15 protein-coding genes are annotated in these 13329 nt (G+C 73.5%); 7 read left to right on the top strand and 8 right to left on the bottom strand.

Annotated elements, in window-relative coordinates; genetic code table 11:
- Positions 1 to 76 precede the first annotated feature (76 nt).
- The 5 genes from F8271_RS12330 (at position 77) to mug (ending at position 3756) form a co-directional block, all read left to right on the top strand.
- Positions 77 to 997 carry a TIGR04222 domain-containing membrane protein gene (locus F8271_RS12330; RefSeq protein WP_151489831.1) on the top strand — a complete coding sequence of 307 codons (921 nt, stop codon included), beginning with the start codon at positions 77 to 79 and terminating at the stop codon, positions 995 to 997.
- A complete protein-coding gene (locus F8271_RS12325; RefSeq protein ID WP_151489830.1) occupies positions 994 to 1812 on the top strand; it encodes a DUF692 domain-containing protein in 819 nt (272 codons plus the stop codon). Before F8271_RS12330 ends, F8271_RS12325 begins: the two co-directional genes overlap by 4 nt.
- Positions 1809 to 2342: a hypothetical protein gene (locus F8271_RS12320; protein ID WP_151489829.1), complete on the top strand. Its 534-nt coding sequence runs from the start codon at positions 1809 to 1811 to the stop codon at positions 2340 to 2342. The genes F8271_RS12325 and F8271_RS12320 overlap by 4 nt, the downstream gene beginning before the upstream one ends.
- Positions 2327 to 3088, top strand: a complete 762-nt coding sequence (locus F8271_RS12315) for an SDR family oxidoreductase (protein ID WP_151489828.1) — start codon at positions 2327 to 2329, stop codon at positions 3086 to 3088. The genes F8271_RS12320 and F8271_RS12315 overlap by 16 nt, the downstream gene beginning before the upstream one ends.
- Positions 3089 to 3150: 62 nt before the next feature.
- A complete protein-coding gene (gene mug, locus F8271_RS12310; protein WP_151489847.1) occupies positions 3151 to 3756 on the top strand; it encodes a G/U mismatch-specific DNA glycosylase in 606 nt (201 codons plus the stop codon).
- A 445-nt stretch (positions 3757 to 4201) separates the two neighbouring features.
- On the opposite strand, the gene F8271_RS12305 is transcribed toward mug, so the two are convergent.
- The 3 genes from F8271_RS12305 to F8271_RS12295 all read right to left on the bottom strand — a co-directional run bounded on the left by F8271_RS12305 (position 4202) and on the right by F8271_RS12295 (position 7336).
- Positions 4202 to 6178 carry an ABC transporter ATP-binding protein gene (locus F8271_RS12305; protein ID WP_151489846.1) on the bottom strand — a complete coding sequence of 659 codons (1977 nt, stop codon included), beginning with the start codon at positions 6176 to 6178 and terminating at the stop codon, positions 4202 to 4204.
- A 116-nt stretch (positions 6179 to 6294) separates the two neighbouring features.
- Positions 6295 to 7062, bottom strand: a complete 768-nt coding sequence (locus F8271_RS12300; protein WP_151489827.1) for an enoyl-CoA hydratase/isomerase family protein — start codon at positions 7060 to 7062, stop codon at positions 6295 to 6297.
- Between the two features lie 46 nt (positions 7063 to 7108).
- Positions 7109 to 7336: a helix-turn-helix domain-containing protein gene (locus F8271_RS12295; protein WP_007462679.1), complete on the bottom strand. Its 228-nt coding sequence runs from the start codon at positions 7334 to 7336 to the stop codon at positions 7109 to 7111.
- A 217-nt stretch (positions 7337 to 7553) separates the two neighbouring features.
- On the opposite strand from F8271_RS12295, the gene F8271_RS12290 reads away from it, so the two are divergent.
- A complete protein-coding gene (locus F8271_RS12290) occupies positions 7554 to 8153 on the top strand; it encodes a cadmium resistance transporter (RefSeq protein ID WP_151489826.1) in 600 nt (199 codons plus the stop codon).
- 41 nt (positions 8154 to 8194) lie between these two features.
- On the opposite strand, the gene F8271_RS12285 is transcribed toward F8271_RS12290, so the two are convergent.
- Complete coding sequence (locus F8271_RS12285; protein ID WP_151489825.1) at positions 8195 to 9799, bottom strand: ABC-F family ATP-binding cassette domain-containing protein; 1605 nt, start codon at positions 9797 to 9799, stop codon at positions 8195 to 8197.
- A 264-nt stretch (positions 9800 to 10063) separates the two neighbouring features.
- Here F8271_RS12285 and F8271_RS12280 point away from each other — a divergent pair, with 264 nt between their 5' ends.
- The gene (locus tag F8271_RS12280) at positions 10064 to 10984 is read left to right on the top strand and encodes a neutral zinc metallopeptidase (RefSeq protein ID WP_151489824.1); all 921 of its coding nucleotides are present in this window, start codon (positions 10064 to 10066) and stop codon (positions 10982 to 10984) included.
- 120 nt (positions 10985 to 11104) lie between these two features.
- Here the strand turns inward: F8271_RS12280 and F8271_RS33085 are convergent, their stop codons facing one another.
- The 4 genes from F8271_RS33085 to F8271_RS12260 form a co-directional block, all read right to left on the bottom strand.
- On the bottom strand, positions 11105 to 11335 hold the full coding sequence (locus F8271_RS33085; RefSeq protein ID WP_225854463.1) for a hypothetical protein: 231 nt from the start codon (positions 11333 to 11335) through the stop codon (positions 11105 to 11107).
- 168 nt (positions 11336 to 11503) lie between these two features.
- Positions 11504 to 11803, bottom strand: coding sequence for a muconolactone Delta-isomerase family protein (locus F8271_RS12270; RefSeq protein WP_151489823.1), 300 nt, complete (start codon positions 11801 to 11803; stop codon positions 11504 to 11506).
- An 86-nt stretch (positions 11804 to 11889) separates the two neighbouring features.
- Entirely contained in the window at positions 11890 to 12552 is a 663-nt protein-coding gene (locus F8271_RS12265) for an acVLRF1 family peptidyl-tRNA hydrolase (protein ID WP_151489822.1), read from the bottom strand.
- A 51-nt stretch (positions 12553 to 12603) separates the two neighbouring features.
- Positions 12604 to 13236 (bottom strand): LysE family transporter, encoded by a 633-nt coding sequence (locus F8271_RS12260; protein ID WP_151489821.1) that lies wholly within the window; start codon positions 13234 to 13236, stop codon positions 12604 to 12606.
- Positions 13237 to 13329 lie beyond the last annotated feature (93 nt).

The raw sequence follows: 13329 nt of genomic DNA, 5'->3' as shown, positions 1-13329 counted from the left end.
GGGCACCGGCGCGGGGACCGTGGCGGCGCTGCTCCACAATGGGGCCCGCCGATCCCTCCGGTGACAGGAGCAGCCGATGACCGACCTCGCCGCGTCGGGCGACACCTGGGGCATCCCCGGCCCGACCTTCCTCCGGTTCTACCTCGTGGCCGCCGCCCTGGTGGTGGCGCTCGCGGTGTTCCACCGGGTCCGCCTGCTCGCCGGACCGGCGGCCACCCCGGCCGACCCGCTCGGTCCACAGCAGGTCGCGTACCTCAACGGCGGACCCGCCCTCGCCACGCACGCCGCGCTCGGCGGGCTGCGCGGCAGCGGCGCGATCGGCGTACGACCGGACCGTCGGCTGACCACCGTCGGTGCCGAGCCCACCGGTCTCACTCCACTGGACCAGGCCATCCACTGGGCTGCCCACAATCACCTCCGGGCCCGGGACCTGCCGCAGGACCATCGGGTGCGCACCGCCCTCGACCAGCTGCGCACCGGCCTGGAGCAGCGCGGACTGCTGGCGAGTGAGGCACAGCGGTCCGCCGCTCGGCGCTGGGCCCGGGTCATCGCCGGCCTGCTGGTGCTGGGTGTGGTGCGGCTGGTCGCCGGCCTGGAGAACGGGCGGGCGATCGGCTATCTGGCACTCACCCTGATCGCGGTGCTGGTGGCGGTCGTGGTGCTCTGGCGCGTACCGCAGACCACCCGCGCCGGTCGCGCGGCGTTGCGCGACACCCGCCGGCAGCATGCCCACCTGGCGCCGGCCTCCGCCCCGGCGTACGCCACCTACGGGGCGGGCGGCGCGGCGATGGGCGTGGCCCTGTACGGCACCGCGTCGCTCTGGGCCCTCGACCCGGGCTTCGCCGAGCAGGCCGAGATCCAGCGCCAGGCCGCATCCGGCAGCGGCTGGGCCGCAGGCTCCGACGGATCGTCCGGCGGTGGGGACAGCTCCGGCGGCGGCAGCTCGTGCGGCGGGGGTGGCGGGTGCGGCGGAGGCGGAGGCGGGTGCGGCGGATGACCGACCCGTACGGCGTCGGGATCGGCTGGCGCCCGGAGATCGCCGGGTTCGTGGCCGAACTGCCCGGGCTGCGTTTCGTCGAGGTGGTGGCGGAGTCGGTACCCGCGACCGGGCCGCTCCCGCCGGGTCTGGCACAGCTGCGCGACCGGGCGGTGACCGTCGTACCCCACGGGGTGCGTCTCTCGCTCGGCGGCGCCGAGCCGGTCGACCCGGCCCGGGTCGCCCACCTGGCGGCGGTGGCGCAGCGCGTCGACGCCCCGCTGGTCAGCGAACACATCGCCTTCGTCCGGGCCGGCGGCGTGGAGGCCGGGCACCTGCTGCCGCTGCCCCGCAGCCGGGAGGCGGTCGACGCGGTCTGCGCCAACGTGGCCCGGGTGCAGGCCGAGCTGTCCGTGCCAATCGCGCTGGAACCGATCGCCGCACTCGTCGACTGGCCCGACGACGAGCTGAACGAGGCGGACTTCCTCACCGAGATCCTGGACCGGACCGGTGCGCTGCTGCTGCTCGACGTCGCCAACGTGTACGCCAACGCCCGCAACCGGGGCGCCGACCCGCTCGCGCTGCTCGACCGCCTGCCGCTGGACCGGATCGGGTACGCGCACGTCGCCGGCGGGTCGGAGCACGGCGGCTACTACCACGACACGCACACCGACCCGGTGCCGACGCCGGTGCTGGAGCTGGTCGGCGAACTCTGCGCACGACGGCGGCCGCCTGCGCTGCTGCTGGAACGCGACGGCGGCTATCCACCGGCCGCCGACCTGCGCGCCGAGTTGGACGCCCTGGCCACCGCCGCCGGCTTCCCGGCCGTGACATGAGCGGCACCACGCCTCGCGCGGGGCTCGCCGAACGGCAGGCTGAGCTGGTCGCGGCGCTCGTCGCCGGGGGCGCACCGCCGGCCGGGTTCGCGCCGGGGCCGTTGGCCGCCACCCGCACGGCGCTGCTGCGCAAGCGGGCCGGCGAGGTGGCCCGGCACTGGCCGCTGCTCGCCGCCGGCCTCGGCCCCGAGTGGCCGGCGACGTTCGCCCGCTGGGCGTCCGACCGGCCCCCGGCCGGTTCGCTGCGCGACGGGTGGGACCTGGCCCGGGAGCTGCGCGAGCAGGGCCTCCTACCCCCGGCGGGTGCGGAGGAACTGGCCGCCCGGGAGGCGGGCCTGCGCTACGACGGGCACACACCGCCACGTCCGCGCCGGCTGCCGGCGGTTGCCCGCGCCGGCGGCGCCGTCGCGGTGCAGATCGCCGGTCGGGTACGCCTGCTGCGCCCCGCCCGACGTCCACCCGCGCCGCCCGTCAACGTTGGCGGGCGCGTCCCGGATGCGGCAGGATCGGCGTCATGGATCTCGGACTGACCGACCGCGTGTACGTGCTCACCGGTGCCTCCCGCGGCCTGGGTTACGCGACGGCGGAGTGCCTGGTCGCCGACGGCGCGCGGGTGGTGCTCTCGGCTCGCGACGCCGACGCGGTGGCCACCGCCGCCGAGCGCCTGGGTGGCCCGGATCGGGCGGTCGGCGTCACCGCGGACCTGGCCGACCCGCAGACCCCGGAGCGGCTCGTCGCGGCGGCCCGGGAGCACTTCGGTCGGATCGACGGCGCGCTGATCTCGGTCGGCGGCCCCCCGGCCGGCAACGCCGCGTCGATCAGCGACGAGCAGTGGCGGATCTCCTTCGAGACCGTCTTCCTGGGCACCGTCCGCGCCGTGCGGACGATCGCCGGCGCGCTGCCCGACGGCGGCGCGATCGGGCTGGTGCTCTCCACGTCCGCCCGGGGGCCGGTGCCCGGCCTCGGCATCTCCAACGGCCTGCGGCCCGGGCTGGTCGGCGTCGCCAAGGACGTCGCCGACGACTACGGCCCGCGCGGCGTGCGGGTGGTCGGCCTGCTGCCCGGGCGGATCATGACCGACCGCAACCGCGAACTGTTCGCCGCGACCGGTGACCCGGAGCGGGCCCGCGCCGAGGCCGAGGCCAGCATTCCGCTGCGGCGCATCGCCGACCCGGCCGAGTTCGGCCGGGTGGCCGCGTTCGTGCTCTCCCCCGCCGCCAGCTACCTGACCGGTCTCACCGTGCCGGTCGACGGCGGCGCGCTGCGCGGCCTGTGACCCCCGGCGCGGCCCGCCGAGCCTCGGACGTGCCCCCCGACCCGGCCCGCCGAGCCTCGGATGTGCCGCCCGACCCGGCCCGCCGTGTCGGTTCTGCCGCCACGCACCCCCGGCCGACCAAGGCGGAGCTGGCCGCCGCCGCGGACCGGACCATCCCCGACGTGCTCGCGCCGGGGCTGGCGGTGCTCTTCGTGGGCATCAACCCCGGCCTCTGGTCGGCCGCCACCGGGTGGCACTTCGCCCGACCCGGCAACCGGTTCTGGCCGGCGCTGCACGGGGGCGGGTTCACCCCGCGGCAGCTGCACCCGAGCGAACAGGGCGAGCTGCCCGCCCTCGGGCTCGGCATCACCAACATGGCCGCCCGGGCCAGCGCCCGCGCCGACGAGCTGAGCACCGAGGAACTCCTCGACGGTGCCACGATCCTGACCGACACGGTGGCCCGGTACCGTCCACGCTGGGTGGCGGTGGTCGGAGTGACCGCGTACCGGATCGGTTTTCAACGGCCCAAGGCCACCTTCGGGCCGCAACCGGAGTCGCTGGCCGGCGCCCGGCTGTGGGTGCTGCCGAATCCGAGTGGCCTGAACGCGCACTTCACCCCGGTCACCCTGGGTCTGGCGTTCGCCGAGCTGCGGGGCGCCACGGGTCTGCCGGACCGCCGCCCGACCTGACGCCGTCGCCACCACGCTCGGGTCGGCCAGGCCAGGCCGGGTCGGCTCGGCTCGGCTCGGCCAGGGCGGCTCGGCTCGGCCGGGTCGGCTCGGCCGGGTCGGCTCGGCTCGGCCGGGTCGGCTCGGCTCGGCCGGGTCGGCTCGGCTCGGCTCGGCCGGGTCGGCTCGCGGGCCGGGGTCTGCTTCAGGCCGAGGGCCGGTATGCCTCGCGGATCCTCTGGAGTTGATGCCGCCAACGAATCTCATCGCCCCCGCGGTGGCCTGATTCGTTTGCGACATCAACTCCAAAGCGTGCGCGCACCCCACAGGCGGTCGACGCGCCGCCCCAGCAAATCCCGCAACAGCCGGAAAGATCGCCGACACCCGAGCCGACCCCTGCGCCGACGACACGGCCACCGTGGCCGTCGCTTGAGCCGCCGCGACCAGGCCGGACTCTCCCGGGAGGTCAGTTGGCGGCGGCGGGGGGCATCGCCTCGTCCGCGACGTACGTGCCCAGCGGCATGACCACCGGCTCGGGACCGGTCGCGTCCACGAACGGCCTCGGCGAGTCGGCGACCGCGAACTGGGTGCGGTACAGCTCGGCGTAGAGCCCGCCGACCGCGACCAGCTCGTCGTGCCGGCCCCGCTCGACGATCCGCCCGCCGTCGAGGACGAGAATCTGGTCGGCGTCGCGGACGGTGGAGAGCCGGTGCGCGATGACCAGGGCGGTACGTCCGGCCAGCGCCACCGACAGTGCCCGCTGCACCGCGGCCTCGCTCTCCGAATCCAGGTGTGCGGTCGCCTCGTCGAGGATCACGATCGACGGGGCCTTGAGCAGCAGTCGCGCGATGGCGATGCGCTGCTTCTCGCCGCCGGAGAAGCGGTAGCCGCGCTCCCCCACCGTCGTGTCCAGCCCGTCCGGCAGCGACCGGACCAGGTCGGCCACCTGGGCGCCGGCCAGCGCGGCCCAGATCTCGTCGTCGGTGGCGTCGGGCTTGGCGTAACGCAGGTTCTCGGCGATCGTCTCGTGGAACAGGTGCGAATCCTGGGTGACGACGCCGATCTCGTCGCGCAGGGAGGCGAGCGTCGCGTCGCGCACGTCCACCCCGCCGACCAGCACCTGCCCGTCGGTGACGTCGTAGATGCGGGAGATGAGCATGGACAGCGTCGACTTGCCGGCGCCGGACGGACCGACCAGGGCGACCATCTGCCCCGGCTCGACGCTGAACGAGACACCCTTGAGGACCGGCTCGTTGACCGTCCGGTCGAGGGTGGCGACCTCCTCCAGTGAGGCGAGGGAGATCTCGGCGGCGCTCGGATAGCGGAACCGCACGTCGCGGAAGTCGACCCGGCCGGTGCCGCGGGGCACCGGCACCGCGTCGGGCTTCTCCACGATGCCCGGCTTCAGGTCGAGCACCTCGAAGACGCGGTCGAAGGAGACCAGCGCGCTCATCACGTCGACCCGGACGTTGGACAGCGCGGTGAGCGGCCCGTACAGGCGGGTGAGCAGCAGCGCGAGGGTCACGACGGTGCCCGCGCTGACGCCGCCGGTCACCGCGAGCCAACCGCCGAGGCCGTAGGTGAGCGCCTGCGCCAGCGAGGCGACCAGGAGCATCGCCACGAAGAACGTCCGCGAGTACATGGCGGACTGGATGCCGATGTCGCGGACCCGCTCGGCCCGCCCGGCGAACCGTCGCGCCTCGATCTCGGGCTGACCGAACAGTTTCACCAGCAGCGCGCCGGCCACCCCGAACCGCTCGGTCATCGTCGCGTTCATCTTGGCGTCGAGGTTGTACGCCTCGCGGGTGATGTCGGCCAGCCGGCGGCCGACCCGCCGGGCCGGAATGATGAAAATCGGCAGCAGCACCAACGAGAGCGCGGTGATCTGCCAGGAGAGGGTGAACATCACCGCGGCGGTGAGGACCAGCTGGATAACGTTGCTGACCACGCCGGACAGGGTCGAGGTGAACGCCCGCTGCGCGCCGAGCACGTCGTTGTTGAGTCGGCTGACCAGGGCGCCGGTCTGGGTGCGGGTGAAGAACTGCAACGGCATCCGCTGCACGTGGTCGTAGACCCGGGTGCGCAGGTCGAGGATGATGCCCTCGCCGATGCGGGCCGAATACCACCGTTGGGCCAGCGACAGCAGCGCGTCGGCGACCGCCAGCGCGGCGATGAACAGGGCCAGCCGCACCACCAGCCGGCCGGCCTCGGTGCCACCCCGGTTGATCGCGTTGATCACGTCGCCGGCGAGCACCGGAGTGGCCACGCCGATGATGGCGGCCAGCACCACGGTGGCCAGGAAGACGATGATGTCGCGCCGGTACGGCTGGGCGAAGGCCACGATGCGCCGGGCCACCCCGCGCTTGAGCCGATGGGTGGAAACCTCGTCGCGGTTGCGCATCGACCGGAGCATGCTCCACCCCGCCATGCCACCGCCGGACATCGGGTTGGACACCGTTCACCTCCGGGTCATCGTCGGGCGGACCGCACCGTCAGGTCAATTCTCCCGACGACTCTGACAACCTCGGCCGTAACCCGGATCTTCCCGCGCGGTCCTTACTATTCTCCCTGGCCGGCGAGGTCACGCAGCCGGCGGGTCTGCGCCTCCCGCTCGGCCCGCTGCTGGTCGGCGTGCGACCGCCCGGCCGCACCGGCGAGCAGAGCCTTGATCTCCACCACGGCGTCGCGGGCGCCCGCGAGCAGGCCCGCGGTCAGGTCACGGACCGCGCCGTCCAGCTCGGCCGGGGGTACGACCAGGGTGGCCAGCCCGATCCGGTCCGCCTCGGCGGCGTCCAGCCGGCGGCCGGTCGCGCAGATCTCCAGCGCCGGGGAGTAGCCGACCAGTTCGACGAGGCGCTTCGTGCCGGCCAGGTCGGGCACCAGGCCGAGGGTCACCTCGGCCATCGACAGCTTGGCGTCGGCGGCGAGCACCCGCAGGTCACAGGCCAGCGCCAGTTGGAATCCAGCACCGATCGCGTGGCCCTGCACGGCCGCGACCGAGATGACGTCCGGGCGGTGCAGCCAGGTGAAACCCGCCTGGAACTCGGCGATCCGGTCCGCGCACTCCTGCTCGGGCAGCGTGGCCAGCTCAGCGAACGACCCTGGACCGGACGCACCGGCCACCGCGAGGTCGAGGCCGGCGGAGAACGCGCGCCCCTCGCCACGGACCACCACCACCCGCACGTCGCCGGGCAGGTCCCGCGAGAAGTCACTCATGGCGCGCCACATCGCGGGCGTCTGGGCGTTGAGCACGTCGGGCCGGCACAACGTCACCGTGGCAACCGGCCCGTCGCAGGTCAGCCGGACCCCGGTCGCCTCGGCGGTCACCGGGCGGCCCGGGGCGCGGCGCTGGTGGACGACGCTGAGCGGCGGGTCACGCCTTCTTGCGGCGCCGGGCACCGCCGCGCTGGCGCAGCTGAACCCCGGACTCGGTGAGCACTCGGTGGATGAACCCGTAGGAACGGCCGGTCGAGGCCGCCAACGCGCGGATGCTCTCCCCCGAGGTGTACCGCTTGACGAGGTCCTTGGCGAGCGTCTGACGCTCGGCTCCGACGATCCGGCGACCCTTCTCAGTGCTGGTGGCTGTGCCAGTGGCTGCCATGCTGTGTCCTCACGTCCCAGACTGTGCGGTTCGGATACGGTCACACCTATTAGACCGCCTCGAACGATCATGCGCCAGATATCAACTCTTCGCCAACCGACACGCTATGCAATGTCAGCTTCCCGATAGCGTGATGCCGGCGATCCGTCGCGTCGCACCGTCCAGGCGTACCACCCGCGGTACGGCGACACCCGCCGGCGACCCGTAACCTTCGGCCATGATCGACCTGTTGGGCACCGCAGCCGGCGCCGCGGTGGTCTTCGCCGCCACCGACATCGACGACATCGTCATCCTGACGCTGTTCTTCGTGGCGGCCCGCACCACCGGTCGACCCCGCCCCTGGCAGATCGTCGCCGGCCAGTACCTCGGTATCGGCGCGCTCGCGCTGGCCAGCGCGGTGGTCGCGGCCGGGCTGCTGGTGGTGCCGGACCCGTGGACCGGGCTGCTCGGCCTGCTGCCGATCGCGTTGGGCGTCCGCGCGTTGCGCACCTCCGACGACGACGGCCCGGCCACCGTCGTCACCGGCGCCCTCGGCGTGGCCGGGGTGACGATCGCGAACGGCGCCGACAACGTGGCCGTCTACGTACCCGTGTTCCGGGCCCTCGGCACGAGCGGCATCGCGAACTTCCTGCTGATATTCGTGCTGCTCATCGCGCTGTGGTGCGCCGCCGCCGCCTGGCTGGGCGGGCACCCCCGCGTGGTCCGCCTGGTCGAACGCGCGGGCCACTGGCTGGTGCCGGCGATCTTCATCGGCATCGGGGTGGTGATCCTGGCCAGCTCCGGCGTGCTCGGCCGGCTGGTCGACCTGCTCGGCTGAGGGCGAGGCTCGACCGCCGGCGACGGCCCGAGCCGGCCCGGTCAGGCCAGCTCGACCAGCTCGAGCAGGTCGTCGCTCCAGGCGTCCTCGTCGCCGTCGGGCAGCAGGATCGCGCGGTCCGGCTTGAGCGCGAGCACCGCGCCCGGGTCGTGCGTGACCAGCACGATCGCGCCGGGATAGTTGGCGATGGCGTCGAGCACCTGCTCGCGGCTGACCGGGTCGAGGTTGTTCGTCGGCTCGTCGAGCAGCAGCACGTTGGCGCCGGAACAGACCAGGGTGGACAGCGCCAGCCGGGTCTTCTCACCGCCGGAGAGCACCCCGGCGGGCTTGTTCACGTCGTCGCCGGAGAACAGGAACGCGCCGAGGATCTTGCGCAGGTCGGTGTCGGACTGCTCGACGGCGGCGGCGCGCATGTTCTCCAGCACCGTCCGCTCCACGTCCAACGTCTCGTGCTCCTGGGCGTAGTAGCCCAGCCGCAGGCCGTGCCCCGCGTGCACCTCTCCGGTGTCCGGGGTGAGCAGCCCGCCGAGCATCCGCAGCAGGGTCGTCTTGCCGGCGCCGTTGAGCCCGAGGATGGCCACCCGGGAGCCCCGGTCCACCGCCACGTTGACGTCGGTGAAGATTTCCAGCGAGCCGTACGACTTGGACAGGCCGGTCGCGGTGAGCGGCGTCTTGCCGCACGGGGCCGGGCTGGGGAAGCGCACCTTGGCCACCCGGTCGGCGACCCGCACCTCATCCAGGCCCGAGATCAGCTTCTCGGCACGGCGGGCCATGTTCTGCGCGGCGACGGTCTTGGTGGCCTTGGCGCGCATCTTGTCGGCCTGCGCCATCAACGCGCCGGCCTTCTTCTCCGCGTTGGCCCGCTCCCGGCGGCGACGCCGCTCGTCGGTCTCGCGGGCGTCCAGGTACGCCTTCCAGCCCAGGTTGTACACGTCGACGACGGATCGGGTGGCGTCCAGGAACCAGACCTTGTTGACCACCGACTCCAACAGCGCGCCGTCGTGGGAGATCACGATCAGGCCGCCCTTGTGGTTGGCGAGGAAGCCGCGCAGCCAGGTGATCGAGTCGGCGTCGAGGTGGTTGGTGGGCTCGTCGAGCAGCAGGATGCCGCCGCCGTTCTCGCCGGCGTCGCGGAACAGGATCCGGGCCAGCTCGATGCGTCGGCGCTGGCCGCCGGAGAGGGTGCCGATGGTCTGGGCGAGCGCGCGGTCGGGCAGGCCCAGGTTGGCGCAGATCCGGGCGGCCTCGGCCTCGGCCGCGTACCCGCCGAGGGCGGCGAACTGGTCCTCCAGCGCGCCGTAGCGGCGGACCAGCTTCTCGTCGGTGTCCTCGGCGAGGCGGGCCTCGAGCTCCTGCATCTGGGCCATCAGCACGTCCAGGCCGCGCGCGGAGAGCACCCGGTCGCGGCCGGTGACCTCCAGGTCGCCGGTGCGCGGGTCCTGCGGGAGGTAGCCGATCGCGCTGCGCTGGTCGATCTGCCCGGCGTAGGGCTGCCCCTCGCCGGCGAGCACCTTCAGCGTGGTGGTCTTGCCGGCGCCGTTGCGGCCGACCAGGCCGATCCGATCACCGGGCTGCACCCGCAGGGTGGTGTCGGACAGCAGGATCCGGGAGCCGGCACGCAACTCCAGGCCGGTGGCAGTGATCATCTCGTGGGACTCGCTCTCGGGGTCTGGAAGGCTGACTCAGGGCACGCGAAAGCGCCGGCGGGCGGTTGGAGCCCGTCGGCGCGGGGCGGTTCAGCCTTCGCAGCGCGGCACGGGGACAAGTGTACCGGGCGCTCCCGAGCGACCCGCCCGGATTACCGATCAAGATCATCGGGTACCGGAACGCCTGTCCGGACCCCGTCCGGCACTCACGCGACACAACGACACACAGACGACACTCACCGGCATACGGCGATCGGGGTCACCATGGAACTCAACGAGCGGGCGGAAATCGACACCTCGCAGGTCAACGACGTGGGCCGCGGTGGCGGATCCGGCGGTGGCATGGGCATCCCGATCCCGGGTGGCGGCGGCCGGGGCGGCATCATCGGCATCGTGGTGGCCGTGCTCATCGCGCTGCTCGGTGGCGGCTTCGGCCTCAACGCGATGACCAACGGCGACGAGGGCGGCCAGGCCGGCGGCAGCGACCTGGAGCAGGTGTGCTCCCGCGACAACCCCCAGCGCTTCGAGGACCTGCGCTGCCGCAACGCGCTCTACGTCAACAGCATCCAGGCGTACTGGCAGAAGGCGTACCCGGAGGTGGGCAAGGGCAGCTACGAGCCGACCGACACCAACTTCTTCCAGCAGGCGGTGAACACCGGCTGCGGCCAGGCCGACGCGGGTGTCGGCCCGTTCTACTGCCCGGCCGACAAGCAGGTGTACATCGACCTGAGCTTCTACGAGGAGCTGGCGTCCCGGTTCGGCGCCAAGGGCGAGTTCGCCCAGCCCTACGTGCTCGCCCACGAGTACGGCCACCACATCCAGAACCTGCTCGGCACCAACGCCAAGGCCGGCCAGGGCGACCAGAGCGGCCCCAAGTCCGCCTCCGTGCGGCTGGAGTTGCAGGCCGACTGCTACGCCGGCGCCTGGGCCAAGCACGCCACCGAGAGCAAGGACAAGACCGGCCAGGAGCCGCTGTTCAAGTCCATCACCGAAACCGACATCAGCCAGGCCGTCGAGACCGCCGAGGCGATCGGTGACGACAGCATCCAGGAGCGCTCCGGCGGGCAGGTCAACCCGGACCAGTTCACCCACGGCACGTCCGAGCAGCGCAAGCGCTGGTTCACCCAGGGCTACGACCGCGGCGACCCGAAGACCTGCGACACCTTCGGCACCGACCAGCTCTGACCCCGGCAGCGTCGATCATGGAGTTGTGGTGCCCGGTATGCGGGCATGAACGGCCTTCGTCCACCACCACAACTCCATGATCGACCCGCCGACCGACGCGCGCTGACCGACGCGCGCTGGTCAGGGGAGCTGTGACACCTGGTAGTGGCTGATCTGCCAGTCATTGTTGATCCGGCGCAGGAGCACACCCAGGTTGACCGTCAGGGTTGGCCGGTCGGTGAAGCCGAACTCCACCGCCAGGTAGCCGAGGACCACGTCGTCGGCCAGGCGCCGGGTCTCCCGGATGTCGTACGCGGCGGTCAGACCCAGCGGCTGGCCCGCGTAGTACTCGGCAACCCCGGCGCGGCCCACCGGGTACGGGTGCAGCCCCTAAAAGATCGCATCGCTGGTGAAGTACGACGCGACACGCTCCGGCTCGTGGGCGTCGACCGCCGACTTCCACCGATCGAGGACGGTCCGCAGGATCTGCGCCTCGGAACTGGACATGATGATCTCCATGCTGGTGGCGAGCCCACCGGCTCAGCGAGACGGCTGACCCGGGTCGTTCGGGTGCGGTGTCAACGGCGTCACGGTCTCGCGCCGCCAGGCACGCAGCGGCATCGACGCGAGCACCACGTCCAGCTCCTCCGCGTCGTCGGCCTGGAAGAGTCCCCACGTACGCCACTCCCCCGGCGCCAGCGGCGGACGCCACAACCGGCGGAGACTGCCCTGCGCCGTCAGCTCGGCCGAGCGCGCCGCCTCACGCCGGCGCATGTCGGCGACCTCGTCCTCCGACGTGCCCTCCGGCACCGTCGTCACCATGTCCACCAGAAACTCCACACACCCATCCTCCGGCCACCGCCGTGACGGCACGCCGGGAACCCCGCTCCGCGTGGCGGTGATCTCCCCTGCGGCAGACCCTGCCGTCACTCCGGGCGGTCGGGTGCCGGGTCGCGCAGCCGGATCCGTACCGCCCGGGCCGCGCCCACCGCCGCGACCAGCACCGCGTGCCGCGGCTCCGGCACGTCGAGCAGCCGCTCGGCCCGCAGCGGCACGAGCGGGGCCAACCGCCGGTCCGCCAGCACCGTGTCCACCGCCCGCCGGTCACCGCCGCACACCAGCGCGGCGAGCCTCGCCGCCTCCGGCAACAGCAGCCGTACGGCCAGCTCCGCCGCGTCACCGAGCGCCGCCTTGGCCTGGTTGTCTCGCCGCCGGGCGAACCGGTGCTGAGACCATCCCCCCGCGGCGGTGCGCCCCTGCACGTACCGGGTGTCCACCTTGGAGACGACCAGGTCGGCGCCCTCGGCCACACCGATGGCCACGGCGCCCTTGCGGGCCAGCAGCAGGCCGATCCGGCGGGGCGCGACAGCGGCGGCCACGAACCCGGCCACGTCGACGCCGGCCGGCGAACCCGGTGGGGCGTACAGCTCGGCGGTCGTTCCGTCGGAGGCGGTGAGCAGCAGGCCGTACTCCCGCTCGGTGGTGGTGTGCGGGCCGTGCCGGTCGGCGAAGCCCTCGACCCAGCGGCCCACGCGGGCCGGATCGACCTCGACCCACCGGCCGCCCCCGGCTGCGGGTCGACTGGTCACCGTCCGACCGTACGGCACAATGGCCCCGCCCGGACGGCCGGGCGGTGGCGCTCAGCCCGGCAGCAGCGCGACCACCGCCAGCGCGGCGATGAGCGCGCTGGACACCAGGCCGGTGACGAGCCGACCGCGCGGTCCGGTCAACGCCCGGCCGACGACCGTGCCACCGCCGGCGATGAGCAACTGCCAACTCGCCGACGCCAGGAACACACCGGCCACGAACAGCGCCACCGGGACCGCGCCCGGATCGGCCGTGCCCCGACGGCCGAGCACCAGCGCGGTGAAGTAGAGCACCGTGGTCGGGTTCAACAGGGTCAGCCCGAGCAGCGCCGCGTAGGCCCGCCCCGGCGTACCCATGCCCCGCCCGACGCGGGCCGACGGCGGCCGACCCGACCGGTGCGCCGACCAGGTCCGCCACAGGCCGTGCGCGGCGAGCCCCAGCAACACCACGGCGGCGACCACCCGCAGCGGGCCGGCGACCGGCGCGATGACCCCGGCCAGGCCGGCGCCCCCGAGCGCGGCGACCGCCGCGTAGAGCCCGTCGGCCGTCGCCACCGCGAGCGCCGCGGCGGCGCCGACCCGAAACGAGGTACGGGCACTGAGCCCCAGGATGAGAACGGCGATCGCGCCAACCGGGACGGCGACGCCGTAGCCGGCCACCAGGCCGGCGAGGAACGCCCCGCTCACGGACGTCGGTGCCGGATCGAGGCACGCCCCGGTACCAGCCGCTGTCGACGTACGGCAGTCGCCGCACGGACAGGGACCTGCATCGGGTACGCC

It is taken from the genome of Micromonospora sp. ALFpr18c (assembly GCF_008868155.1).
Classification (GTDB): domain Bacteria; phylum Actinomycetota; class Actinomycetes; order Mycobacteriales; family Micromonosporaceae; genus Micromonospora.
This window is presented reverse-complemented; position numbering and strand designations above follow the sequence as displayed.